Below are 26,913 nucleotides of genomic sequence, written 5' to 3'. Positions count from 1 at the left end.
AATAACTAAAATTACGACTATGACTGTCCATTTGCTGATGGAATCCTCTGTTTACCGTTTATACGGCGTGGCAATACTACAAAGATCAGACCGGTTACTCAACCTGAACTACAAAACTTTACTCAGCGTTCAGACAGATCAGTCATGATCTGTTGCCCGTCCAGCTTTAAATACTGTCCGAACCAAAACATACATAAATGGAATAAAAATCAGGACCAGTACGGTACCAAAAATCACCCCACCCAGCACACTGACCCCAATTTCCTGACGGCTTGCAGCACCCGCCCCAGATGCAATGACCAAAGGAATAACGCCTGCACCAAATGCCAGTGAAGTCATCAGAATTGGGCGTAAACGTAATCCCGCACCTTCAACTGCAGCCTGCAGAGCAGTTTTGCCCTGCTCCTGAGCCATTGCAGCAAACTCCACAATTAATATGGCATTTTTACAGGACAGTCCAATCGTGGTCAGCAATGCAATCTGGAAATAAATGTCATTTGGAAATCCAGCCACATGACTGAACAGGATATTACCGCCAATCCCCAGTGGAATTGAGGCAATCACTGCTGTTGGAATGGACCAGCTTTCATACAGTGCCGCCAGACACAGGAAAATAAACCCAACGGATATCAGATACAGCCAGATTGCCTGACTGCTGGATTTCTGTTCCTGATAGGACAGCCCACTCCAGGCGACATCTATGCCCTCGTGCGTGGCAACCATATTCTGGATATCCTTCATGGCAGTCCCTGAACTGGTATGTTTTGCAGTATCAGCTTCCATCTGCAAAGCAGAATAGCCCTGAAAACGGTTAACAACATCCGGTCCACCCTCCCAGTCTATCGTGGCAAAATTACTGAACGGAATCATCTGACCTGCGCTGTTACGTACAGTCCAGTACTGTAAATCTTCCGGTTTTGAGCGAAATTCTGCATCCCCCTGCATCATCACCCTTTTGATCCGACCACGGTCAATGAAGTCATTGACGTAATTTCCGCCCCATGCCGCAGACAGCGTACTGTTGATTGCCGCCTGATTTAAACCGTTAGCCATCGCCTGTTTCTGATTGACATGGATTTTCAGTTTCGCTTTATCTGGATTGGATTTTTTGTCCAGGTTTTCAAAACTTTTAAACTGTGCAGACTGTTTCTGTAATGCATTGAACTGCTGATCCAGGAACTGACGCCCCTGTCCATTGATATCCTGAATCCAGAATTCCAGACTGTTACTGTCACCCAGACCACTGACCGAAGAAGGCAGCATGACAGTAATGGTGGCATTACGGTTCTGTCTGAAATATTTTACAGCCCGTTCACGGATTGCCTGAGCAGAATTCTGACTGTCCGGACGCTCATCCCAGTGTTTCAGTGCAACAAATCCTGTGCCTAAGTTCTGTCCTGTTCCTGAGAAATTTCGTCCATAACGAATCAGTACAATTTCAACATTCTGCTTTTCCTGTTCCAGAAAATATTTACGGATGTCTTCACCCACTATCCGGCTGCTGGACATAGGAGCACCTTCAGCCAGCCTGAACTGCACACTCAGCACACCCTGATCTTCACTGGGAATAAAACTGGTCGGTAAGCCTCTATAGAACAGTGCAAAAACGGCAATCAATCCTGCAAACAGCACCAGGATCACCCATTTTAACTGCAAGGTTTTCTGTATAAGCGTCAGATAACGCTGTTTCAGACATTCAAGTTGCTGATTGAACCATACTGCCCATCTGGCAGGTTTAGGATCGGGTTTCAGAATCAAAGCACACAGAGCCGGTGTCAGCACCAGTGCCACCATTAAAGACAGGCTCATGGTTGTTACCAGCGTGATGGAAAACTGACGGTAAATCACTCCGGTTGACCCTGTAAAAAAAGCCATTGGAATAAAAACTGCAGTCAAAACCACGGTAATCCCAATCAGCGCACCCGTCATTTCCTGCATTGAAGCAATTGAAGCCTGCTTTGCAGTCATCTGCTGCTCATGCATCAGCCGTTCAACATTTTCCACCACCACAATCGCATCATCCACCAGCAGACCGATTGCCAGCACCAGAGCAAACAGCGTCAGTGTATTGATACTCATGCCTAAAGCGAACAGCACTGCAAATGTTCCCAGTATGACAATGGGTACGGTAATGGCCGGAATTAAGGTTGCACGCCAGCTTTGCAGAAAAACAAACATGACAATAACCACCAGCAGGATTGCTTCAAACAGGGTCTTTACGACCTCCTTGATGGATTCCTGAACAAAGGGCGTATTGTCTCGTGGATAAACAATTTTATAACCTTGCGGCAGTTTCTCAGAAATTCGGGTCAGTTCAGCTTTTATCTGAGCGGAGGTTGCCAGTGCATTGGCACCCGACGACAGTGAAATCCCCATACCTGAAGATGGATAACCGTTGATGGTGTTGAATGTCTGATAATTTTCTGCACCGAGTTCAACCCGAGCCACATCTTTTAAATAAACGTACTGTCCGCCTGTTGAAGACTTAATAATAATATTCTGAAATTCTTCGACTGTTTTTAAACGTGAACCTGCTGTGACTTTAGCATTCAGATACTGATCCTGCACGACGGGTAAATCACCGACTCCCCCTGCTGCCACCTGAGTATTCTGAGCTTCAATGGCTGCCCGGACATCTGAAGGCATTAACTGATACTGGCGTAGCAGATTCGGATTCAGCCAGATACGCATTGCATACTGTGAACCAAAAACATCCACCTCGCCCACGCCTTCAATCCGTGAAATCTCCTGCTCTATATGATCAGCAAGATAATCCCCCAGCTCAATATTGTTACTTTTACCTGTCTGGTCATACAGACCCACCACCATAAAAGTATCACCGAGCGATTTATTCACCGTCACACCCTGACGCTGTACATCATCCGGCAAACGGTTCATGACACCATTAATACTGTTCTGGACCTGAACCTGAGCGGTGTCCGGATCTGTTCCATTTTCAAAGCTCAGGCTGATACGGGCACGCCCTGATGAATCACTGCTGGAACTGAAATACAGCAGATGATCAATTCCTTTAATCTGCTGTTCCAGCACCTGCGTGACACTTTCTTCGACCGTAGCTGCATCTGCACCCGTATAAGTCGTGGAAACCGTAATCCGGGGAGGAGCAATATCTGGATAACGCTCTACAGGTAAATTCAGTACAGCAAAGATACCCAGTGCCATGACGATAATCGCCAGAACACCTGCAAAAATGGGTCGTTGGATAAAAAATTTAGACAGCATATGTCCCGTCGCAGTATAAGGTTCTGGAGAAAAATCAGATCAGCTCTATCCAGGAAAGCTTAACAAATTTTTAAGAAGATTCAGTGACTAAAGTTAAAAATAATAAGAATCACTTACATAATCACAGAAATATATTCAGATTATGGAGACAATATGAAGAAACTGCGTGACGTTGAACAGTAACGCTTTGTGTCTTTTTGCGAATTGTCATCTAAATGCAGTCTGCTCACATAAAACTGACTCAGGAATCAACACCAAACTTCCTGAAAACATTTTATGGACAGCACAATAATCATGAAAAAAAGAATTGCTTTAACTGTATTCAGCCTGGTCTGTCTGTCAGGCTGCAATGATGATGACAAAAGCGTAAAGGTCACCACCCCTGGTCAGAAATCTGAACTGCTGATCATTGGGCATCGTGGTGCCAGTGCCTTACGCCCAGAACATACTCTGGCAGCCTATCAGCAGGCGATTGATGATGGCGCAGACTTCATTGAACCGGATCTGGTCTCCACCAAAGATGGTTACCTGGTTGCACGACATGAAAATGAAATTGGTGGAACCAGCAATGTCAGTACACTTTCTCAGTTTGCTGACCGGAAACAGACAAAATCCATTGATGGTGTACCACTCACCGGCTGGTTTACTGAAGACTTCACGCTCAGCGAGCTGAATCAGATTAAAGCCCGCGAACGGATTCCTGAGCTCCGCCCTGACAATGTCAGATACAATGACCAGTTCAACATCCCGACACTTGATCAGATTATTGATCTGGCAGAAGCTCACTATAAAAAAACAGGAAAAATTGTTGGCTTATATATTGAAACAAAACATCCGAGTTATTTTCAGCAAAAGAAACTGGGGCTGGAAGATCCACTGTTAAAAACACTGGCACAGCATGCCTATACCCGTGATATTGCTCCTGTGTACCTTCAGTCCTTTGAAGTCTCCAATCTGAAATATCTGAAAGACCAGCTTGCCCTGCATAAGTCCATTAAAAATGCCAGAATTATTCAGCTGTTTGACAGCAAACTGTTACGCCCTGCCGACTTTGTGCTGAACGGTACTCCCCTGACCTATGGAGAAATGGCAACTGCTCAGGGACTGAAAGATATTGCAAAATATGCAGATGGTGCAGGACCGGCAAAATCCTATATTTTTAATGCAACCTATACCGCACCGTCTGATTTTGTCAAAGATGCTCATGCCGCTGGTTTAAAAGTACATCCTTATACTTTCCGCCCTGAAAATAACTTTCTTGCACCAGACCTGAAGTGCAGTACAGCACTTGCAGATGCATCAAAACGCTGTGAAGCAGGAGCCATGAAAGAGCTTGAGATGTATTTTAAAGCAGGTGTGGATGGGGTCTTTACCGATGATCCAGGACTGGGACGTAAGGCACTGAATAATTTTCAGAAAACTGCTCAGTGAGCCAGATACAGCTTTTCATCTTTAAATATGTCTAAAAACATTGAAAAATAAACTAAATTTAAGCCTTAATTAAGTTTAAAATACGACAGTATTTTAAACTTTTACTTTTTGGCTTATGAGCAACTATTCTCCCTACAAAGGCACAACGGGTTTTAAACGTATTCTGAATGCAACAGGTTATTCTCTTGCCGGTTTCAAAGCAGCCTATCAGAATGAAGCCGCTTTCCGTCAGATTGTCTGGCTCAATATTATATTGATTCCAATTACTTTTTTCGTTGATGTCACATCAGTTGAACAGGCTTTGATGATTGGTGTCTGTTTACTTGCAATCATCGTGGAACTGTTCAACTCTGCACTGGAAGCTGTGGTTGACCGTGTCTCTCTGGAACGCCACCCACTTTCTAAAAATGCAAAAGATATGGGGAGTGCTGCTCAGTTTGTGGCTCAGGCCATTATATTTTTTACCTGGTTGATCATTCTGTTGAAATAACAGCATTTCAAAATTAATGAATATGTTCAAAATTGGTTGTCGTGCCCATCAGTAAATGAATCAGCTGCGTCTGAGAACTACAGCCTGTTTTCGCATATATATACTTCATATAGGTTCTGACTGTGCTCAAAGTAATTTTTGCTGTATCTGCAATTTCCTCTATGCTATAACCATTAACCAGGTATTCACACAGTTCCATTTCACGCCTGGCAAGACCAAACATCTGTTTTAAATATGCTTTTTCAAGTGAATAACAGCGATCCACTTCAGTAAAAAAGATAGCAGCATGTTTCTCTGAGGTATCCATAACGGTATCTGTCAGATTCTGTGAATCATTAAATGGAAGAACACTGATCATTAAAGATCGCTCCACGCCATCAGAAATCGCGATGACTCCTCCAACTTCTCTGCCTGCATTCACCGGATTTATAAAGATTCCATTCACCAGCTGATCAAACTTTTCCTGCTGATGTTTAGGTACGATCAGTCGATTAAACCGATCCAGTGACAGAAGGTTGTATTTTTGCAGAATATTCTGAGCACACTGATTTGAATAAGTCAGACTGCGCTGTTCATCCAGCAACATGACACCTGTTCTCATATGATCAAGGAGCTTCTGTAAACTGTGATTCTGCTGCTTAACGATACTCAGCTGACGATGAATCTGAAGACCACGGCGCAAATGTTTGGAAATCCTATGAATAAATTCTACATTCTGCCGTTCAAAAGCAGGAGCATCCTTTGCACGATGCACACCGAGCACTGACCACCGCGAATGACCATGTTCCAGCAATACAGCACAAAACTGCCCAATTCCTGAAGGCCGCATACAACGTTCATAAAACAGATATTCATCAGTACCAGGCATCTCTGCATAATGCATCAGATTGAACTGCTCAGGCTCTCCCACCCCAACATCAAGCAGTTTCTGTGCATGAAGCCGCATATCAATCACACTGATGCGCTCATCCTGATAGGCAAGAATACTTTCAGCAGGAAGGTTGTTGCTGTAAACAAAATCATAATCTGAATACATCTGATCAACTGCGGTCAAAATGGCAGCTTTGCTCTGAGTATGCTCAACAATACGATCAATGACCTGCTGCCATACCGCAGCATTCATTGATGCATCATAAATCAAGCCAATAATTTCATTTTCACTTTCAGCATTCATGTTAACTGAATCACACAATCTCAATATTATTCACACAATAATATTATTTTAAATGCCTTGTCAAAATCATTATATATATTCATTTATATTTCATATAACAATAATTATATTTATAATTTTTTATTTTAAATTTATTATAAAAATACATTTAATTACAATAGTTTAAATTATATATTTTTTAATTTTTGTTTTAATTTTATTTCAAAACAATATAAATAAAAAATTTAATCGCCATAAAAATATATGCGCTTTTTTATTATATTAAACTCTATTTAAATATTTTTTATAAAAAGCAGACCAAAATAATTCATTCATTCATTCATTCAGTCTGCTCTGGTACATGATCATTCAGTCTGTTCAGGCTTTATTTACCACCAAAAACGTAGGAAACACCGACTCGACCACCCACTTCACCGCCACCAGCAACACTGAATGCACCACTGACTGAAGTCTGTCCATCAGCAAAGACACTGGCGACGCCTAAAGCACCTGCCGATTCACCCTCATAATGTCCAATGCCACCAAATACTGCATATTGCCCTGCTTTAATATTTGGCACAGGCTGCTGAGAAGCCATAGCAATGGCAACACCTCTGTATGCCGTTTTTTCGATATTATTCAGTTTATTGTTTAACTGTACAGCCCGGGAATCTGCATACGATCTTGCTGATGCCAAAGTATTTGCATCGGCGTCTTTCATCTGCTTCACGTTGACCGCATCTGTACTGGCCGTACCCGCTGCAACGTTGATCACCTGTCTTTCACTGCCACTTGCACCCACTGAAACGGTGTTATCACGGTCACTTGCCGAGCCATTGCCTAGGACAACTGCATTTTTTGCTTTTGTATTGACGTTATTTCCCATCACAAAAGTATTGTCCTGACTGATGGTATTATTATTACCAAAAGCATAACTTGCATTTCCTGTGACATTGTTTGGATCACCAAATGCACCTGAGTTATTTCCTTTAACAATGTTTCCTGTTCCAATGCTGATGGACTGTCTTCCTAAAGCCTGTGCATTTTTACCAATCGCAATGGCTTCATCTCCACCTGCTAAAGTATTAACCCCAATTGCAAGTGAATCTGCGCCCTGTGCTGTTGCTTTGGCAGTTTTATCTGCAGCATTGATCTGAACGTTGACCGAACCATTTGCATTGGCATCTGTATAAGCCTTTGCCTGAGCAATAATGGATGCACCCGTCTGATCTGTATGCTGTCTGGCAGCTGCAATTGCTGACTGCTCACTGTCTGTAATAGCTTTGTTGACTCTGGCTGTTTCTTTTGCGGCATCTGCTTTCAGCGCTGTTGCAGTATCTGCCGTGGTTTTATTTGCCGCAGCCAGTGTTGCTTTATCTCCATCTGAAACTGCTTTGTTGACACGGGTCGTTTCTGTTGCGGCTTCTGTACGGATCGCTGCTGCGGTGTCTGCTGTAGTCTCGTTTGCAGATGCAAGTGTTGCTTTATCTCCGTCTGAAATTGCCTGATTGACTTTCGTTGTTTCTGATGCAATTTCTGCACGGATGGCTGTTGCAGTGTCTGCTGTGGTTTTATTGGCTGATGCCAGGGTCGCTTTATCACCATCAGAAATTGCTTTATTGACACGGATTGTTTCTGTTGCCGCTTCTGATCGGATCGCGGCTGCTGTATCTGCTGTGGTTTTATTGGCTGATGCCAGTGTTGCAGCATCTCCATCTGCGATGGCTTTATTGACACGGGCTGTTTCTGTTGCAGCTTCTGATCGGATCGTGGTTGCAGTATCAGCTGTGGTTTTGTTGGCTGATGCAAGGGTCGCAGCATCTCCATCTGCGATCGCTTTATTGACACGGGTTGTTTCTGTTGCAGCTTCTGTACGGATGGCTGCTGCTGTATCTGCTGTGGTTTTATTGGCTGATGCAAGGGTCGCAGCATCTCCATCTGCAATCGCTTTATTGACACGCGTTGTTTCTGTTGCCGCTTCTGATCGGATCGCAGCTGCCGTATCAACTGTGGTTTTATTGGCTGATGCAAGGGTCGCAGCATCCCCATCTGCTATGGCTTTATTGACACGGGTGGTTTCTGTTGCGGCTTCTGTTCTTAATGTTGTAGCTGTTGACGTAGTGAACGCTTTTGCATCTGTCAGTGTCTGTGTAGCCGTGTCATTCATCTGTGTTAAATTGACAGCCTGATGCCCCTGATTTGCAGCGGCTACATTACTGATCTGAGTATTCTGAGCATCAATATTTTTCAACTGTAACAATCCCAGAACTTCCAGATCCTGAACCGTCACTTTCCCACTTACAGACAAATTACCATTAAAATTACTCAGCCCATTAAAGTTAAACAAACCTTGCCCATTTCCAGCATTTTGAGCACTGAATAGAACCGCCCCTGCCGGATCATTGACTGCAAACGCCTGGGTCTTAATGTCTGCGCTGACAATCTGATTTAAACCAGTCAGCGTTCCATTCACCTGAAGATCCGTAGTGGTCAGCTTTCCGCCCACTGTGGTATCACCGTAAATCGATGCATTACCCGTAGTAACACTGTCACCATTAACAGAAAAATGAGCTTTACCATTTCCCTGATCTGAAATAGAAACAAGATTACTGGTACCTGCCGCATTATTAATATTCAGACCACCATCCAGATGAGTCAGACCTGTAATCGTGCCATTCACCTGCAGTTCATTCGCTGTCAGCTTTCCACCCACTGTGGTATCACCATAAATCGATGCATTACCTGTGGTAACACTGTCACCATTAACCGAAAAATGAGCTTTACCATTTCCCTGATCTGAAATAGAAACAAGATTACTGGTACCTGCAGCATCCCTGATATCCAGACCACCATCCAAATGCGTCAGACCTGTAATCGTACCATTCACCTGCAGTTCATTCGCTGTCAGTTTCCCACCCACTGCAGTATCACCATGAATCCATGCATTACCCGTAGTTACACTGTCACCATTCAGCTGTAAATAACCCTTACCATTTCCCTGATCCTGGATAGAGAACAGTTGGGCAGTTCCCGCTATATCATTAACAGTCAGTCCACCATTTAAATATGAAAGCCCTGTAATCGTGCCATACACCTGAAGCTCACTAGCTGTCAGTTTTCCACCGACAATTGAATCTCCCTGGACTAATGAATCCCCCACCGTATGACTATTACCATTGAGATATAATGCACCTTTACCATTTCCCTGATCTGAAATGGAAAAAAGGTTAGCTGTTCCCGCTGCATCATTAACAGTCAGCCCACCATTTAAATATGAAAGCCCTGTAATCGTGCCGTTTACCTGAAGCTCACTGGCTGTCAACTTTCCATTAACTGTTGAATTTCCCTGGACTGTAGAATCTCCCGATGTATAACTATCGCCAGTAAGCTGCAAATACCCTTCGCCACTTCCCTGATCCTGTATAGAAAACAGTTGGGCAGTTCCCGCTGCATCATTAACAGTCAGCCCACCATTTAAATATGAAAGCCCTGTAATCGTACCATTCACCTGAAGCTCACTGGCTGTCAGCTTTCCATTAACGGTTGAATTTCCCTGGACTGTAGAATCTCCCGATGTATAACTATCGCCAGTAAGCTGCAAATACCCTTCACCATTTCCCTGATCCTGTATGGACATCAGGTTATATGTACCTGCTGCATCATTAACAGTCAGCCCACCATTAAGCTGTGATAAACCTGTAACAGCACCATTCACTTGAAGTTCATTAGTGGTCAGCTTTCCATTCACAATCGAGTTTCCACTGACACTGGAATCTCCATTTATATTGGCGTTACCATTTACAGTCAGGTTTGGTGTGGTTATATAATTCGGTGCATCGACATCATCAGTTATTGCGGCTTTTACTGCTCCAGCCTGCATGATTGTGCATATTGCCAGAGCCAGTGACGAATATTTTTTGTTCATTTTAGAATCCTTAATGTTATTTACTTATTGTTTTTAAATCTCCTGAACTATAATTTTTCAAAAACGCCAATTCCATCCCACAATTTAGGGATTGCTTTTAACTATTCATTAGAATAACTAAAATATCTGGTAAAAACCTTGACCACTTATAAAATTTAAATACATGAAAATTTTAAATAAAATACTTCGCACACCGACTTACACAGTATCAGTTCAATAAAAAAGGCCGCTCATTGAGCGACCTTTTTCATCGGAAATAAATGTGAGTAAAGGAATGAGTAAATGCAGATCAGATCAGCACATTATCATTCCGTCACAGACACTTATTTTGATACAGTGCAGATTACATCATTCCGCCCATACCACCCATGCCGCCCATATCAGGCATTGCTGGTTTGTCTTCTGGGATATCAGTAATCATACATTCAGTTGTTAACATCAAACCTGCTACAGATGCAGCATGCTCAAGTGCAGAACGTGTTACTTTCGCTGGGTCAAGAATACCCATTTCAAGCATGTCGCCATACTGTGAAGTTGCAGCGTTATAACCAAAGTTACCTTCACCGTTTTTCACAGCGTTGATCACAACTGAAGGCTCATCACCTGCGTTAGCTACGATCTGACGTAAAGGCGCTTCAATCGCACGACGTAAAATGTTGATACCAACGTTCTGATCATCATTTACACCAGTGACGCCATCAAGCGCTTTCGCTGCACGAACCAGTGCAACACCACCACCTGCGACCACACCTTCTTCAACCGCAGCACGAGTTGCATGAAGCGCATCGTCAACACGGTCTTTCTTCTCTTTCATTTCAACTTCAGTTGCAGCACCAATTTTGATAACCGCTACACCGCCTGCCAGTTTAGCAACACGTTCCTGAAGTTTTTCTTTGTCATATTCAGAAGTTGATTCTTCAATCTGAGCACGAATCTGAGTCACACGTTCAGCAATCTGGTTTGCATCGCCTGCACCATCAACGATTACAGTATTTTCTTTAGATACTGTAATTTTATGCGCAGTACCTAAGTCCTGAAGAGATGCAGTTTCCAGAGACATACCTACTTCTTCAGAAATTACAGTTGCACCAGTCAGGATTGCGATATCCTGAAGCATTGCTTTACGACGGTCACCAAAACCAGGCGCTTTAACCGCACATACTTTAATGATACCGCGCATGTTGTTCACAACAAGTGTAGCCAGTGCTTCGCCTTCAACATCTTCAGCGATGATAAGAAGTGGTTTACCTGTTTTAGCAACAGCTTCAAGCACAGTAATCAGTTCACGGATGTTGCTGATTTTTTTGTCAACAAGAAGAATGAACGGGTTTTCAAGTTCAGCAGTCAGCGTGTCCTGCTTGTTTGCAAAGTACGGGCTGATATAACCACGGTCAAACTGCATACCCTCAACAACGTCCAGCGCATCTTCAAAGCCTGAACCTTCTTCAACAGTGATCACGCCTTCTTTGCCGACTTTTTCCATTGCCTGAGCGATCAGTTTACCTACAGTCTCATCAGAGTTTGCAGAGATAGAACCGACCTGTTCAATGGCTTTGGTATCTGATGCAGGTTTTGCAGTCGCTTTGATTTCAGCAACCAGTGCTTTTACAGCAAGATCAATACCGCGTTTCAGATCCATTGGGTTCATACCTGCAGTTACAGATTTGATCCCTTCGTTCAGAATTGCCTGAGCAAGAACAGTTGCAGTTGTTGTACCGTCACCTGCGATGTCATTGGTTTTGCTTGATACTTCACGAACCAGCTGAGCGCCCATGTTTTCAAATTTGTCTTTCAAAGAAATTTCTTTGGCAACAGTTACACCATCTTTAGTGATGTGCGGCGCACCGAAAGAACGGTCGATCACAACGTTACGGCCTTTAGGACCTAAAGTTACTTTTACAGCATCTGCAAGTGTGTTTACACCAGCGATCATTTTTGAACGCGCTGAATCACCAAATTTTACGTCTTTAGCTGACATGCTAAACTCCTGAATCTTTTAAATTTTACAAATATAACCAGATGTATTAAGTCTCAACGGTAAAAGGATTAACCTTCCAGTACCGCTAAAATGTCAGACTCTTTCATAACAAGAAGTTCTTCACCTTCAACTTTTACTTTAGTACCAGCATAAGCACCAAACAGTACGTTATCGCCCACTTTAACATCCAGAGCACGTACACCGTTGTCAGTTACTTTACCGTTACCGACAGCAATCACTTCACCCTGAGCCGGTTGTTCAGCAGCAGAAGTACTCAGAATCAGACCACCAGCTGTCTTGGTTTCTTTTTCAACACGACGGATAACAACGTTGTCATGTAAAGGACGGATCTTGCTCATTTCTAACTCCATGGACATTGTTTCAATGTCATTCAATTGCACTGTGAAGATGACTTCTTATTCCTGGTCATCAACAAAATTTTTGATATGCCACTTTTGTGGGGATGGAAAAAAAGGTTTAAAGGGCTAACTGAAAAAATAATTCATTTTTTGTATTTTTTTCAGGCAAAATCATGATCTCTGCTGTTTTATAATTCATCGAGTACATTTGTCCGAAAGCGCTTCGTTCTGTCATCGAAATAATAATACTGAACCGTGCCATCATTCTGAATGACATTAAAGCTGTTACCGAACCCATGATGCAGACGATATGAAGTTGCTGTTCCTGCATGAATTTCAAGTACAGGATGCATGGCATTCAACTGATAAATATAATTCAGGTCATAAACTGCTGACTGATGCAGATGCCCATGCAATAAAGCAAAAAGTCCGTTTTTAGACCAGCTTTCCAGAGCAATCCGCCCCTGTACAGGACAATCCTTCACAGCGTGAGCATGCTGGCTGTCCACATAAAAAGGCTGATGAGTGACTACTATTTTTAGCTTATCTGCGGGAGCTTCAGCCAGCCTGTTGCTGACCCACTGAATCTGCTCCATGGAAATGTGTCCACGTGTGTGATATCTGCGGCGGATGCTGTTCAGACCAATCAGATAAAAATGTTCTGTTTCAAAAACAGAATCGGTATTTCCAAAAAAAAGTCTGTAACGGGTAAAAGGTTTAAACACCCTGTTCCACAGATCAAACAGAGAAATGTCGTGATTGCCTGGCACGGTCAGATAAGGAAGCTCCAGACTATCCAGAAATTTTTTACAATGCAGAAACTCAATGTATTTTGCCCGCTGGGTCAGGTCTCCGCTGACCACAACAGCTTCAGGCTGATGAGCCTGACAGAACTGGCGGATGGCATCCATACAGTCTTTATTCTCAGTACCAAAATGCAGGTCAGACAGATGCAGAATCATCAGGAACCATGACCTCCAGTGCATTTTTCAGAACGGATATCTTTAAAGGTGGTTTCATCTCCACCAGTTCTCCATCTATTGCCACGGTCAGTTTTTTACTTTTTGAATCAATCATGACCTGATCAGCTGAAAAACTGTAAACATCAGGGGCTTTGTCTATTTTCCCACGGATCAGTTGCCATAACAGTCTGAACAGCGTCCGTTTATCACTTTTGGCGACCACTACTCCCGCGACTTTACCCAGTGCAGCACATTCCGCAATTCTCAGTTTAAAGTCAGCAAGCTGTAGCTGATTATTTCCAAAAAAAATCAAAGGTGTTTTGACAGGATAGGTCTTTCCATCCACAGAAATCTCAAGTTTCAGCTCTTTTCTGTCCCTGATCAGCACATCCAGACCTGAACTGTAAGCAAACAGTGGAAAACGTCCAAACTTACTGTTCAGTTGCTCTCTTTTCTGAATAAATAAAGGATATAAGCCCAGACTGGCATTGTTCATATAAATCTGATCATTCAACTGAGCCAGATGTACAGCCCGCCTCTTTCCAGTTGCGATCACTTTTGCAGCCTGCATCAGTTCCAGTGGAATATCGAGCGCCCGAGCTACATAATTGAAAGTACCCAAAGGTAAAATCCCCATCGGAATATTCTGCCCTTTCAACCTTAAAGCAACGGCATTCAAGGTCCCATCACCGCCAGCTGCAACAATAATCCCTCTGTTTTGATGCTGAAGATGCCTGGTGATCACTTTCTGGAAAAGAACATCAAAATCAGGCTCAGAACTGATCTCATAAGACTGAATTTCAAAACCATAACGGGTCAGTTCAGCCACCAGCTGTTCGTAAATATCCTCTTTTCCCGATGCATGGAAACCCGATTTTTCATTATAAATGATGGAAAGAGGTTTAAGCTGTTCAGCCATTTTTTATACATCTTTAAAGTGTTTATTCTAATTTTGTCCAAATATCCGACAATTAAAAGCACCTTTATGTAAAATTCGAATTACCACCATTTATTTAATCAATAATAATTCTCATAAAAACATTAGCTCTAATATATTGTTTTTAAATAATATTATTAAAAAAAATAATCCTCATAAAAACAGTAAATATAAATAATAAACTTTATTTAAATACATAAATGATTGATTAAAAACAATATTATTAGAAATAAGCACAATATTCCATAAAAAGTCCATACTTCCTTTAGTCTTATTTTTTTTATGATTTTATGCTTTAATACAGCCACTTTTTTTTATATTTCATCTGGACAATGTATCACGTTGTTCAGATCATACTTTGTACAGCTTTAATGTACACATTTAGATAGGCCTCACCATGACCCAAGTGAACGCACCAGAATTCGTTCGTCATCCCAAGCTTATTGCATGGGTTGAAGAAATTGCTAAATTAACCAAACCTGCAAAAATTGAATGGTGTGACGGAAGCGACGAAGAAAATCAGCGTTATATCGACCTGATGATCGCTAACGGCACTATGCAAGCTTTGAATCAGGAAAAACACCCTGGTTCATATTTAGCGAATTCTGATCCGTCCGACGTTGCTCGTGTTGAAGGTCGTACATATATCTGTTCTGAAAACCAGGCAGATGCCGGTGCGACCAACAACTGGGAAGCTCCTGCAGAAATGCGTGCCCGTCTTAACGGTTTATTTGATGGCGCAATGGAAGGCCGTACCATGTACGTGGTTCCATTCTCTATGGGCCCTCTTGGTTCACACATTGCACACATCGGTATCGAAATCACTGACTCTCCTTATGTTGCTGTCAGCATGCGTAAAATGGCTCGTATGGGCAAAGCTGTTTACGATGTACTGGGTACAGATGGCGAATACATTCCTTGCGTACACACTGTTGGTGCTCCGCTTGCTGAAGGTCAGAAAGACGTTGCATGGCCTTGCAACCCTGAAAAATATATCGTGCATTATCCAGAAACCCGTGAAATCTGGTCTTACGGTTCAGGTTACGGCGGTAACGCACTGTTAGGTAAAAAATGCCTGGCTTTACGTATTGCATCCTCTATGGGTCGTCAACAGGGCTGGTTAGCTGAACACATGCTGATCCTTGGTGTAACGAACCCACAAGGTGAAAAACACTATATCGCTGCTGCGTTCCCATCTGCATGTGGTAAAACCAACTTTGCAATGCTGATTCCACCAGCGGGCTACGAAGGCTGGAAAATTGAAACTGTAGGTGATGACATTGCCTGGATCAAACCAGGTGAAGATGGTCGCTTATATGCAATTAACCCAGAAGCTGGTTTCTTCGGTGTTGCGCCTGGTACAAACACCAAGACCAACCCGAACTGTATGGCTACACTGACTAAAGATGTAATCTATACAAACGTTGCTGTCACTGACAACGGTGAAGTATGGTGGGAAGGTCTTTCTAAAGAAGTACCTGCTAACCTGACTAACTGGAAAGGTCAGCCGCACGTTGCTGGTGAAAAAGCTGCACATCCAAATGCGCGTTTCACTGTTTCAGCGGGTCAATGTCCTTCGATTGATGCAGACTGGGAAAATCCAGCGGGTGTTCCAATTTCTGCGTTCATCTTCGGTGGTCGCCGTGCAGACACAGTGCCTCTGATTTCAGAAGCATTTGACTGGGTTGATGGTGTTTACAAAGCTGCAACTATGGGCTCTGAAACAACTGCTGCGGCTGTTGGTCAACAAGGTATCGTTCGTCGTGACCCATTCGCAATGCTTCCATTTGCGGGCTATAACATGGCTGACTACTTCTCTCACTGGTTGGAACTGGGTGAAGAAGTTGGTGCAAAAGCTGCGGCTAACGGCAACAAATTACCAGGTATCTACAACGTGAACTGGTTCCGTCGTGATGCTGAAGGTAACTTCGTATGGCCTGGTTTCGGTCAGAACATGCGTGTTCTTGAGTGGATCATTGACCGTTGCGAAGGTCGTGCTACTGCAATTGATACACCAATCGGTCGTGTACCAACTTACGAACAGCTGAACTGGACTGGTTCTGACTTCACTAAAGAACAGTTTGATCTGGTAACTTCACAGGACAAAGATCAGTGGATCAAAGAACTTGAAAGCCACACTGAACTGTTCAACAAATTAGGTGACCGTTTACCTAAAGCACTTAAAGCTCGTCAGGACGAACTCTTAGAAGCTGTTAAAAAATCTGCTTAATCCCCTTTCAGATCCCTCTTTTATAAAGAGGGAATCAGGGAGATTTAAAAAAAGACCGCGATATCGCGGTCTTTTTTTATTGCTCTTAAACAGATATTTAAAATCTTTCAAAATACTTTAAGCCACATCCCGCTGGAATCTACGCTCATGCAATTCAGCCAGATATTGATCCAGCAGCAAAATTTCATCCAGACTGAATTCAAGATACAGTTTAGAGCGACGTTTTAAAATATCATCACTGTCCACTGCCCACTCTACATCTACAAGATAATCAACTTCCTGAGCATACAAACCATGCCCAAAATGCTGCCCCAGTTCATGTACAGAACCTGTGTGTTTCAGAAAGTTCCACACCCGACTCCCGTATGCATGTGCCCAACGCTGTGCTGTGCCTGTATCCACACCCTTTATTTTATTCTCAATCTCCGTGATCAGCTCATCCACAGATTTCAAGTTCTCAGCTCCAGGCAACAGTGCCTGTTCAGTCCATGGTTGTTTTATTTCAGGAAAGAACTTCTGTAAATGCTCCATCGCAGACTCAGCCAGCTTACGATAGGTCGTTAATTTTCCGCCAAATACAGACAGCAACGGCGCATCTGAAACATTTTCCTGCGAAAGCGCCAGAGTATAATCACGGGTCACCGCAGCTGGATTGTCTGACTCATCATCACACAGTGGACGCACACCTGAAAAAGTACTGACAATATCCTTTTCACTCAACTGAGTTTTAAAATGATTATTGGACACATCAAGCAGATATGCTGTTTCATCTGCTGAGATTTCCACTTTGTTCGGATCACCGGCATATTCCCTGTCTGTTGTCCCAATCATGGTATATTTTTCTAAATAAGGAATAGCAAAAACAATGCGCTGATCATCATTTTGCATGATAAATGCTTTATCACCCTCATACAGTTTCGGAACAATAATATGACTACCCTGAATCAGGCGGATTCCATAGGGTGACTGTAACTTCAGATCTTCACGAATGAACTGCGCAACCCACGGACCTGCGGCATTGACCAGTACTTTTGCCTGAATCTGAAAACGCCCCTGCTGGTTTTCCATATCCAGTATCCAGACCGAATTCATTCGCTGTGCTGAAATACAACGTGTTTGCGTCACAATCTGAGCACCTTGCTCACGCGCCTGCATTGCATTCAGAACAACCAGTCGTGAATCATCCACAGCACAGTCTGAATACTCAAATCCACGGGTAATATCTTTATTTAAAGGACTGTCCACAGGCTGAAAAGTCACATTATTTGAGCCTGCCAGTTTCTCACGCTTCCCCAGGTGATCATAGAAAAACAGACCTGTGCGAATGAGCCATGCAGGACGTAAATGTGGTCGATGTGGCATGATAAAGCGCATAGGGCGGATGACATGTGGTGCTTTAGCAAGCAATACTTCACGCTCGGCCAGTGCTTCACGAACCAGACGAAATTCTTTATGTTCCAGGTAACGTAAGCCACCATGAATCAGCTTACTGCTGGCAGATGAGGTATGGCTTGCCAGGTCATCCTTTTCGCAAAGGAAAACAGACAGACCACGACCTGCAGCATCATTGGCAATGCCTACACCGTTGATACCACCGCCAATGACCGCAACATCATAACATTTCAGAGTTTCATTCGGATTTGTCATACACATTTCACCTGTTCAGCCTGGATCACTCTTCACCCAAAGAATGATTAAATATTTTCTATTATTTTCGTATACGAACATAATAGGGTAAATATTAGTCATTTTCCATGACTGAACGATGAAATAATCATCTGTTTTGTAAATGTAACAAACATTTGAAGGTATAAACTGACTCAGTCAGCCACAACCAGTTTTACCTGATTATGCTGCATGATCTGCTGAAAATGCTGATCTGGTAAAACATCGGTATAAACACGCTCAACCGCATCCAGCTGTGCCAGGCGCATCATGGCATGTCGTCCAAACTTACTGTGATCTGCTGCAAGCCAGACACGTTTGGAATTTTCAATAATGGTCTGCGAAACCTTTACTTCCTGAAAATCAAAATCGAGTAATGTTCCATCTTCATCAATTCCACTGATTCCGATCAAAGCATAATCTGCCTTGAACTGGCTGAAAAATGCCGATGTTGCCTGTCCGATCACCCCACCATCGGGTCTGACCCGACCACTGGCAATCAGTACCTCAAAATCCTCCCTGGCACTTAAAATACCGGCAACATTCAGATTATTGGTAATCACCTTTAATCCCTGATGTTTCAGCAAAGCATGTGCAATCGCCTCTGTGGTTGTCCCGATATTGATAAAAATTGAGGCATGATCAGGAATATCCTGTGCCATTTTCTCTGCAATTTTTTGCTTTTCAGTCAGGTGCTGCCCTGTCCGCTGGCTGTATTCTGTATTAATCACACTTGAATCAAGTGCTGCACCGCCATGATAGCGCATCTGCCAGCTGATTGATATCACGGCGTAAAGTCTGCGGTGTGACCTCAAAATGCTGTGCCAGCTCATCAATACTGATATAACCACGCTGCCTGACGAGCTCTACAATCTGCTGATGGCGGATGATCATATTCATACATCAAACCCTGAAATTTTCGTATTCGAACATTTTAGATATAACATGATTAATTCCCCGAATTCCATAGCTGTTCATCTGTCTAAGCCCCGTTTTCAGGTTCTGTAAAGATTATTTTTCAGACAAACAGTATTTTTCACATAAAAAATAACAATGTTTAAGGGTTTCTCATTTTTTATTTCTATAACATAAACTTAAATTTAATATTCAAAAATTACAACAAAAACTTAACTATCAAACAGAGCTGAATAGATAATAATTTAACCATACACAAGACTAAAGTCTAATAAGTCATGCTGTAATGCAGGCGTATAAGGTGTTTTAAATTTTATTTAATTCATCTCCCATCTTCCCTGGTGAAACAATCTTTTAAATTTTCTACAGAATAAAGCTTGCCGAAAATTTAAAGGATGTGTTAATCAACTTTTCCTGGAGAATCGTTGTGTCTGATTCATCTGTTCAAACTGCCGCCCCTCAAGTGGACCGTAAAACACGAGTTAAATCCATTTTAGGCGGTTCAGCGGGTAACCTCGTTGAATGGTACGACTGGTATGTATATGCCGCCTTTACCCTTTATTTTGCACCACAGTTTTTCCCTGATGGTGACAACACTGTAAAACTTCTTCAGGCTGCGGCTGTCTTTGCCCTCGGGTTCCTCATGCGTCCGATTGGTGCATGGATCATGGGTATCTATGCTGACAGAAAAGGACGTAAATCTGGTCTTACCCTATCAGTATCACTCATGTGTGCCGGTTCACTGATTATTGCCTGCGCCCCGACGTATGCAAGTGTTGGTATGCTTGCACCTGCATTGCTGTTATTTGCCCGCTTACTTCAGGGTCTGAGTGTCGGCGGTGAATATGGCGCGAGTGCAACCTATTTAACGGAAATGGCAGGTAAAAACCACCGTGGTTTCTTCTCCAGCTTCCAGTATGTCACGCTTATTTCGGGTCAGTTACTTGCGCTTTGCGTACTAATTATTTTACAGCGCACGTTAACCGAAGGTCAGTTATCTGAATGGGGTTGGCGTATTCCATTCTTTATTGGCGCACTGCTTGCTGTGGTTGTGTTCTGGATCCGTCGTGGTCTGGTTGAAACTGAATCATCCAAACAGGCTCAGGAACAGGCAAAAAATGGGGGTGAAAAATCAGGAGCCCTGGCTTTATTCACCAAATACCCTAAACAGGCCTTTACTGTCATCATGCTGACAGCGGGTGGTACGCTTGCTTTCAACACATTTACCACTTATCTGCAAAAATATCTTGTAAACACCTCAGGCTTTGAAAAAACCACAGCAACTGAAATCACCACTGCTGCGATTTTTGTCTTTATGCTGCTGCAACCGGCTGTTGGTGCTTTATCAGATAAAATTGGCCGTAAACCGATTATGATCACCTTTGGTGTGCTTGGTGTGCTGTTTACTATTCCTATTTTTAATGGTCTTGGCTCCACTACCAACCCTACAACTGCATTCATGCTGTGTATGAGTGGTATGGTGATTGTGACTGGCTATACCGCAATTAATGCTGTGGTGAAAGCAGAACTGTTCCCTGCGCATATCCGCGCACTGGGTGTTGCATTGCCTTATGCTATTGCCAATACGCTCTTTGGTGGTACTGCCGAACTGGTTGCATTGAGCTTTAAAAATGCAGGACATGAAAACTATTTCTTCTACTACATTACATTTATGATTGGTCTGTCTCTGCTCACTTATGTATTTATGAAAGATACGAAAAAACATAGTCTGATTACTGACAATTAATCTTAAGCAATCCAAAAAGCCCTCTGAACAGAGGGCTTTTTATTGGAAATTTACATTTTGTAGCAAGCGACAAGATACAGCTTTGATGGCATACTCAATACAGATAACAACACCAGGAAATTTTAAAATGCAGAATTTATATAAAATCACTGGACTGATTCTGATTGCAGCAGGGCTTTCTGCCTGTCAAAGCGCACCAAGACAGTTTAATGGTCAAGTGGGGTATCAGATTGAAAGTAAGTCCGCAGACACGGCAACCCTCGCCTATACACTTGCAGGACGTCAGAATCAGCAGCTGGACAAAAATAAATTACAGCGTGCCTGTCAGAAAGTTCTTGGTACATCAAAACAGTACAAACTGTCGATATTAAGCGTTAATGAAATTATCAACCCTGCTGTGCAATCAGAACAGTTTGGTAAAACCCTGGGGAACTCCAGAACCAGTGTCGGTTTAAGCAACACCCCCAGTCTTCATGGCGGTGAAGACTATGCAACCCGACAATCCCTGGATACCCGTCCTGCAACACTGCGTGTAGTCCGCTACACCTGCTCTTAACTGATTATATTTATTTTTTTAAATGTCAGGCTCTGTTTTCAGAGCCTTTCAACGTTATCGCATCAGCCATAATCATATGAATATAAAAATGCATGCTGTCCGCTTCATCATCAGAAATAAAACAAAAATCATTCCGCATGATGACTATCATCGCCATGGATGTTGTCTGATTCATTACCAGACGCCTTTACTGAAGGATTGTTTTATTCTGTGTCAGGATACTCACCCACCCAAAGTGAGTGAAGATGATTTCATGCAGTTCACGCTATGCGAAGCTCAAAGACTCTCGAAGTAAATCACAAACTCACCTCAGAACTTTATCCTGATCATGAGTGGAGTAAATATCCGTAAAAGAGAAAACTGGCATGCTCACATTTTTATCGTAAAAAACCGCTGGCAAAAAGCATATGCGTATCAGCTGCTTGCAGTTAAAAACCTTTCACTTTCCCTTTACAGTTTTTTAACTAAAAAATAGATCATAAGGTCTTATAAAAACTGACATTTCTGAACTCTCTGGCTTCATCCAGGTCAGGCCAGGTCGTCGCACTACGCTCATCCAGTTTTTGATAATGCGGATGACTGAAGTTTTTCACACGACTGTCTGCAACCCACACTTCTGGAGCAAATTTTAAAAACTCATCCAGAAAGAAACGGTTGCACTGATCATAGAGAACATCAGCAGCAAGCAGAACATCAACCTGTTCTGCCTTATACAGATCATCCAGATATTCAAGTTCGACGTCATTCAGCAAGGCATTTTCACGACAGGCATCCAGACTGACCTGATCAATATCACAGCAGATCACCCGTTTCGCACCTGCCATTTTTGCCGCAATCGCAACCACACCTGAACCTGCACCAAAATCAAGTACAACTTTATCTTTCACATGATGCGGTTCAGCCAGTAACCATTGTGCCATCGCCAGACCTGAAGCCCAGCAGAAAATCCAGTACGGCGTATCATTCCAGATACGGCGGATCACTTCATCATCTAAACGGTCAGTTGGAAATACAGGCGGAACCAGCCATAAGGAGATCGGTGTTTCGGGTAACTGCTGTGCAAGCAGATCACAGCCTGGAATCACTTCATGTAAAGCATCAAGTAAGTGTTGCGGGGCTTTTTGAAGTTGGAATGTACAGCTCATATTTTTTTAATTCATTTTAATATTGAGAGTCCCCTCTCCTTTCAGGAGAGGGTTAGGGAGAGGTCTAACACCCCCTCATCCCAACCTTCTCCCAAAGGGAGAAGGAGCAAAAGCATTAACCCAGTTCTTTCTCAGCAGCTTCTACAGTCTGACGGATCAAAGTCGTAATCGTCATTGGACCTACACCACCTGGAACAGGTGTATAAGCAGATGCGATATCTTCAATACCAACCAATTGAATATCACCCACACCGCCTCCATCACGTGGATGGAAACCAGCATCAACCACCACTGCACCCTGTTTAATCCAGTCTTTCTGGATCAGCTCAGCTTTACCTACAGCACCAACGATAATGTCAGCCTGCTTCACAAAGCTTGCCAGATCCTGCGTACGGCTATGACAGATTGTCACTGTTGCATTTGCTTCAAGCAGCATTGCAGCCATAGGTTTACCTAAAATCGCAGAACGACCGACAACAACCGCATGCTTACCAGCGATTTCAATATTGTTTTCTTTCAGAATCGTCATAATACCAGCTGGAGTCGCTGAACCATAAGCGGCCTCACCCATCGCCATACGACCAAAACCAAGGCAGGTTACACCATCCACGTCTTTAGCCAGTGAAATCGCATCAAAACATGCACGCTCATCAATCTGTGCAGGAACTGGATGCTGCAGCAGAATACCGTGTACATCTGGATTGGCATTTAATTTTTCAATTTCAGCCAGTAACTGTTCAGTTGTCGTCTCTTTTGACAATTCAACTTTTAAAGAATCCATACCCACACGACGGCATGCATTACCCTTCATACGTACATAAGTTGCAGATGCACCATCATCACCGACCAGAATTGTCGCTAAAATTGGGGTACGACCTGTTTTTGCTTTTAAAGCTTCAACACGGGTCAACAAGTCTGCTTCAATTTGTTTCGCTAATGCGCGACCATCCAATACCAATGCCACGGCACATCTCCAAAGTAGATATGAATCAATTTCGCAAATAATACATGATTATTTAGACAATTTTATTCTATATGCCGAATTTATGTGCATCTGCATGAAAACTAGTATTGTTTTTTTTTCAGAGCTTGCTAATATGTGCATCACCAAGAGATGGTGGGATGGCAGAATGGTGATGCAGCGGACTGCAACTCCGTAAATGCCGGTTCGATTCCGGCTCCTACCTCCATATCTTGTAAAGCCCGAGTGGTGAAATCGGTAGACACAGGGGATTTAAAATCCCCCGCCCACAAAGCGTGCCAGTTCGAGTCTGGCCTCGGGCACCATTTAGTTACACAATTAAATGGTGTAATAAAAATTCTAGCATTATGCTGGTTTTTTTATGTCTTAATTTTAATAAATGAATAATAAATCCATATCTGCATACACCTCTTATATCTCTATATTTCTTTCATCTGCCATTCTACTTTCAGCCTGTGCACAAATATCTGTCAAATCAACAACATCCCAACCCCCAGCCACACAGAAACATATTTTTGACATAGATAACTTTAAGGAAGATTTTCCAGGTAAAACAGTGAATGATAATTTAGTTCCTCTTTTACCCAAAAGCCAATGGAATGCCTTATATAAAAAAGAGCTGGGACACATACTCATGATCAACATCAATCCCGATCTTTCCCGCATAAGTATGGCTTTGAATTGTAAAGATACAGATAAAATCTCCTTTTTCCTGATTGAAGACAGCGATGGGCTCGATATTCTATCTTCCTCACCTGACACTTCATATCAGGTGGATTTTATCCTGGATAACAAAACCATTAAGCAGCCTTTTAAGCATTCATCTTCTGCAAACTTTGAACGGTTTAAGCAGTTATTCTATACCGCCAGAGTGATTCAGATTAAAGCCTATGTATCTGAAGAATACTCAACAGACTCAGAACAGCAAAAGCACAGTCCAGTGCATGGCTTAAGGTTCCAGAACCGGTATGCCGAAATTCAAAAAGAACCATCCCCCATCTGCTCATCAAAAGATCACACTTAATTCAAATGCATTCAGAAAGTTGAGCGTTCCTGTACTTGCTGGCTGGTCAGTTTCACACGTACAATGCACCCCGTAGATGGCTCGCAACCCGAGCCCTATCCAGCCAGAACAGATATTGAATTTTCATACATGATTAAAACCCAGCAAGCGACCCTTTTTCTGCAACAACTGGAACAGCAGTATCCGCGTATTTTTAAACGCAACTTTCTGCTGTACGGGCAGATCAAAGCCAAAGGCATGCTTGACGATTACAAAGAATTCATTCCCTGGGGACTGGCTGTCATGATTTTTGTCAGCACAGCCTTTGCTCTGGATGAACTGATTTCAATGACATTCCCTCAGTTTGAGGGTGTGCAGTCTTTTGGAATTGGCATACTGATCATTATGCTGTTTCTGATGACGGCCGTTCCTTTCATTATCAAACAGATTAAACACAGCTCTACCCATCTGTATCAGCAGTTAAGCAACACACCGCTCAAACTGGCGGTTCTGATTATTCTACAAACGGTCAATATTGCTTTTGTACAAAGCAGCCTGTTGCAGAGTGTGCTGTTTTTCCTCACTTTAAGCTTTGGCTTCGTCAAGTTTTATAAAGAAAATATGTTCCGTGAAGCATCTTCAGATATGGATTATTATAATTTGCAGCAGGTGCGCAGAGCCTGTCTATGGAGTTATAAACAAACCCTGAAAGCACGTGCTGCGATGAAATTCATTCCAAAAGATTCTGATAAATTCAGCATTGCAGAACAGCATCTGGCAGAGTTTCTGGAACTGCATTTAAAACTGATCAAATACGAAAATGAACTTTCCAGAACCAACAAGTTTACGGATCTGGATGAATATGTTGACAGTCTGATGTAAACCTTTCGATATTTTCATATGGGCGACTGCCCGTTTTTATTTGTCTCACAGCCTGTTGCTGTTTTAACCTGTATTTTCCCCTGCGTTTTTTACTCATGAACATTAGAGTAAGCAGATGACCACTTCATTAAACGCTAATGACAGAATCATGAAATCGGTTTTGCTTCAGGAAAATCATTTTTATTTTTGAATATATGAATAACTGCATGAAAAGACAGCAAACTCACCAATTCCACCTTGCCAAGTGAATTATCGTCCTTTATTATTGCGCACATGCCCGAGTGGTGAAATCGGTAGACACAGGGGATTTAAAATCCCCCGCCCACAAAGCGTGCCAGTTCGAGTCTGGCCTCGGGCACCATTTATTTATATAATTAAATGGTGCAATAAAACTTCCAGCGATCGTTGGTTTTTTTATGTCTGTATTTTCAATACCTTTCTTTCAGACCCTATATAAAAAGCAAAATACAGCTCAGCATAATCATATATGCTCAGGTATTACAATATTTAAAAAATTCACCATGAAGCCCATAACAATATATTCAGCACTCCTGATCTGCCTGAGCTTTTCATCCTACAGCCTTGCTCAGAACACCGATACCAGCCCTGCAGACCTTTATACCGAAAATACTGCTTCACACCGTACTGAAAGCATAAGCAATACAAATGATGAAATTTTTGATTTATTTACAGGTACAGTCAGTCTTAAAAACTCACAAATACTCTTACATCGCTGTAGCCTGACAGCAGATGACTATGTGCTGAATTTCATAGATCCCGCTCAGAAACAGAAAGTTAAAAAACTCCTGTCATCTGGAGATAAGTTCTGGATCACGGTGTTGGGGAGTTTCAGTGAGAAAAATGCTGAATATCATCTGAAAGTCAGTGAAGTGACAGATATAAAAACAGGTTCATCCTGTCATTTAAAAGATCTGCTGGGAGAATAAAAACGTTAAGCAATCCAGCTTTGAAAACGAAACAGAGAGTGTTACCACTCTCTGTTTGATACAAGCTCTTCCATTTCAATATCCATATAGCCCAGATCCTGCACCACCATCATCATGGCTTCAGCAATATAATCTGCAGCCGTGTCATCCAGTGAAGAATCAAGGTCTTCAAACTGCGGTTTCATCTCATTGATTTCAACCACAGTCTGACCAGCGATATGATAAATTTCATGTTCAGAACATTCGTTTTTTGCGATTTTTTTCGCAAACAGTTCAATGTGTTGCTTAACTTCAGCAACAAGAATATCGGGATAATATTCATCATCGAACATAGGGAGAAGTAAATCTGCAAACATACAGTCA

At 42.6% G+C, this 26,913-nt stretch carries 20 protein-coding genes, 3 tRNA genes and 1 pseudogene; 11 read left to right on the top strand and 13 right to left on the bottom strand.

Annotated elements, in window-relative coordinates:
• Positions 1 to 138: 138 nt before the first annotated feature.
• Positions 139 to 3,243: a multidrug efflux RND transporter permease subunit gene (locus CDG60_RS05895; RefSeq protein WP_087513240.1), complete on the bottom strand. Its 3,105-nt coding sequence runs from the start codon at positions 3,241 to 3,243 to the stop codon at positions 139 to 141.
• 294 nt (positions 3,244 to 3,537) lie between these two features.
• On the opposite strand from CDG60_RS05895, the gene CDG60_RS05890 reads away from it, so the two are divergent.
• On the top strand, positions 3,538 to 4,674 hold the full coding sequence (locus tag CDG60_RS05890; RefSeq protein WP_087513241.1) for a glycerophosphodiester phosphodiesterase: 1,137 nt from the start codon (positions 3,538 to 3,540) through the stop codon (positions 4,672 to 4,674).
• A gap of 115 nt (positions 4,675 to 4,789) precedes the next feature.
• Positions 4,790 to 5,164, top strand: a complete 375-nt coding sequence (locus tag CDG60_RS05885; protein ID WP_087513242.1) for a diacylglycerol kinase — start codon at positions 4,790 to 4,792, stop codon at positions 5,162 to 5,164.
• A gap of 13 nt (positions 5,165 to 5,177) precedes the next feature.
• Here CDG60_RS05885 and CDG60_RS05880 read toward each other — a convergent pair whose 3' ends face one another.
• From CDG60_RS05880 to CDG60_RS05855, 6 genes are all read right to left on the bottom strand, one after another.
• Entirely contained in the window at positions 5,178 to 6,338 is a 1,161-nt protein-coding gene (locus CDG60_RS05880; protein ID WP_087513243.1) for a LuxR C-terminal-related transcriptional regulator, read from the bottom strand.
• 364 nt (positions 6,339 to 6,702) lie between these two features.
• Positions 6,703 to 10,242 carry a YadA-like family protein gene (locus CDG60_RS05875; protein WP_087513244.1) on the bottom strand — a complete coding sequence of 1,180 codons (3,540 nt, stop codon included), beginning with the start codon at positions 10,240 to 10,242 and terminating at the stop codon, positions 6,703 to 6,705.
• Between the two features lie 343 nt (positions 10,243 to 10,585).
• The gene (groL, locus tag CDG60_RS05870; protein ID WP_087513245.1) at positions 10,586 to 12,220 is read right to left on the bottom strand and encodes a chaperonin GroEL; all 1,635 of its coding nucleotides are present in this window, start codon (positions 12,218 to 12,220) and stop codon (positions 10,586 to 10,588) included.
• A gap of 68 nt (positions 12,221 to 12,288) precedes the next feature.
• Positions 12,289 to 12,579 (bottom strand): co-chaperone GroES, encoded by a 291-nt coding sequence (locus CDG60_RS05865; RefSeq protein ID WP_067669103.1) that lies wholly within the window; start codon positions 12,577 to 12,579, stop codon positions 12,289 to 12,291.
• Positions 12,580 to 12,767: 188 nt separating this feature from the next.
• Positions 12,768 to 13,541 carry a metallophosphoesterase family protein gene (locus CDG60_RS05860; protein WP_087513246.1) on the bottom strand — a complete coding sequence of 258 codons (774 nt, stop codon included), beginning with the start codon at positions 13,539 to 13,541 and terminating at the stop codon, positions 12,768 to 12,770.
• Positions 13,522 to 14,460, bottom strand: coding sequence for a diacylglycerol/lipid kinase family protein (locus CDG60_RS05855; RefSeq protein WP_087513247.1), 939 nt, complete (start codon positions 14,458 to 14,460; stop codon positions 13,522 to 13,524). The genes CDG60_RS05860 and CDG60_RS05855 overlap by 20 nt, the downstream gene beginning before the upstream one ends.
• 415 nt (positions 14,461 to 14,875) lie before the next feature.
• Between CDG60_RS05855 and CDG60_RS05850 the strand changes: the two genes are divergently transcribed.
• Positions 14,876 to 16,708: a phosphoenolpyruvate carboxykinase (GTP) gene (locus tag CDG60_RS05850; protein WP_087513248.1), complete on the top strand. Its 1,833-nt coding sequence runs from the start codon at positions 14,876 to 14,878 to the stop codon at positions 16,706 to 16,708.
• A gap of 117 nt (positions 16,709 to 16,825) precedes the next feature.
• On the opposite strand, the gene glpD is transcribed toward CDG60_RS05850, so the two are convergent.
• Positions 16,826 to 18,355: a glycerol-3-phosphate dehydrogenase gene (glpD, locus tag CDG60_RS05845; RefSeq protein ID WP_087513249.1), complete on the bottom strand. Its 1,530-nt coding sequence runs from the start codon at positions 18,353 to 18,355 to the stop codon at positions 16,826 to 16,828.
• A 173-nt stretch (positions 18,356 to 18,528) separates the two neighbouring features.
• Positions 18,529 to 19,273 (bottom strand): annotated as a pseudogene (locus CDG60_RS05840) (DeoR/GlpR family DNA-binding transcription regulator).
• 442 nt (positions 19,274 to 19,715) lie between these two features.
• Here CDG60_RS05840 and CDG60_RS05835 point away from each other — a divergent pair.
• Positions 19,716 to 21,035 carry an MFS transporter gene (locus tag CDG60_RS05835; RefSeq protein WP_087513250.1) on the top strand — a complete coding sequence of 440 codons (1,320 nt, stop codon included), beginning with the start codon at positions 19,716 to 19,718 and terminating at the stop codon, positions 21,033 to 21,035.
• A gap of 127 nt (positions 21,036 to 21,162) precedes the next feature.
• The gene (locus CDG60_RS05830) at positions 21,163 to 21,591 is read left to right on the top strand and encodes a hypothetical protein (protein ID WP_087513251.1); all 429 of its coding nucleotides are present in this window, start codon (positions 21,163 to 21,165) and stop codon (positions 21,589 to 21,591) included.
• Between the two features lie 25 nt (positions 21,592 to 21,616).
• Here CDG60_RS05830 and CDG60_RS18135 read toward each other — a convergent pair whose 3' ends face one another.
• The 3 genes from CDG60_RS18135 to folD all read right to left on the bottom strand — a co-directional run bounded on the left by CDG60_RS18135 (position 21,617) and on the right by folD (position 23,700).
• A complete protein-coding gene (locus CDG60_RS18135) occupies positions 21,617 to 21,766 on the bottom strand; it encodes a hypothetical protein (protein WP_160116981.1) in 150 nt (49 codons plus the stop codon).
• Positions 21,767 to 22,067: 301 nt separating this feature from the next.
• Positions 22,068 to 22,736 carry a class I SAM-dependent methyltransferase gene (locus CDG60_RS05825; protein WP_087513252.1) on the bottom strand — a complete coding sequence of 223 codons (669 nt, stop codon included), beginning with the start codon at positions 22,734 to 22,736 and terminating at the stop codon, positions 22,068 to 22,070.
• A 115-nt stretch (positions 22,737 to 22,851) separates the two neighbouring features.
• On the bottom strand, positions 22,852 to 23,700 hold the full coding sequence (folD, locus tag CDG60_RS05820; RefSeq protein WP_087513253.1) for a bifunctional methylenetetrahydrofolate dehydrogenase/methenyltetrahydrofolate cyclohydrolase FolD: 849 nt from the start codon (positions 23,698 to 23,700) through the stop codon (positions 22,852 to 22,854).
• 152 nt (positions 23,701 to 23,852) lie between these two features.
• Here folD and CDG60_RS05815 point away from each other — a divergent pair.
• From CDG60_RS05815 to CDG60_RS05785, 6 genes are all read left to right on the top strand, one after another.
• Positions 23,853 to 23,926 (top strand) — tRNA-Cys (locus tag CDG60_RS05815).
• 11 nt (positions 23,927 to 23,937) lie between these two features.
• Positions 23,938 to 24,023 (top strand) — tRNA-Leu (locus CDG60_RS05810).
• Positions 24,024 to 24,274: 251 nt separating this feature from the next.
• The gene (locus CDG60_RS05800) at positions 24,275 to 24,742 is read left to right on the top strand and encodes a YfjT/YkfB family phage-associated protein (RefSeq protein WP_087513254.1); all 468 of its coding nucleotides are present in this window, start codon (positions 24,275 to 24,277) and stop codon (positions 24,740 to 24,742) included.
• Between the two features lie 129 nt (positions 24,743 to 24,871).
• Complete coding sequence (locus tag CDG60_RS05795) at positions 24,872 to 25,603, top strand: hypothetical protein (protein ID WP_087513255.1); 732 nt, start codon at positions 24,872 to 24,874, stop codon at positions 25,601 to 25,603.
• Positions 25,604 to 25,878: 275 nt separating this feature from the next.
• Positions 25,879 to 25,964 (top strand) — tRNA-Leu (locus CDG60_RS05790).
• A gap of 160 nt (positions 25,965 to 26,124) precedes the next feature.
• Positions 26,125 to 26,550: a hypothetical protein gene (locus CDG60_RS05785; RefSeq protein ID WP_087513256.1), complete on the top strand. Its 426-nt coding sequence runs from the start codon at positions 26,125 to 26,127 to the stop codon at positions 26,548 to 26,550.
• A gap of 41 nt (positions 26,551 to 26,591) precedes the next feature.
• Here CDG60_RS05785 and CDG60_RS05780 read toward each other — a convergent pair whose 3' ends face one another.
• On the bottom strand, positions 26,592 to 26,906 hold the full coding sequence (locus tag CDG60_RS05780) for a DUF5713 family protein (protein ID WP_087513257.1): 315 nt from the start codon (positions 26,904 to 26,906) through the stop codon (positions 26,592 to 26,594).
• Positions 26,907 to 26,913: the final 7 nt, after the last annotated feature.

Source organism: Acinetobacter chinensis (assembly GCF_002165375.2).
Lineage (GTDB): Bacteria > Pseudomonadota > Gammaproteobacteria > Pseudomonadales > Moraxellaceae > Acinetobacter > Acinetobacter chinensis.
Note: the sequence above shows the minus strand (reverse complement) of the source record. Positions and strands in the feature narration are given on the sequence as shown.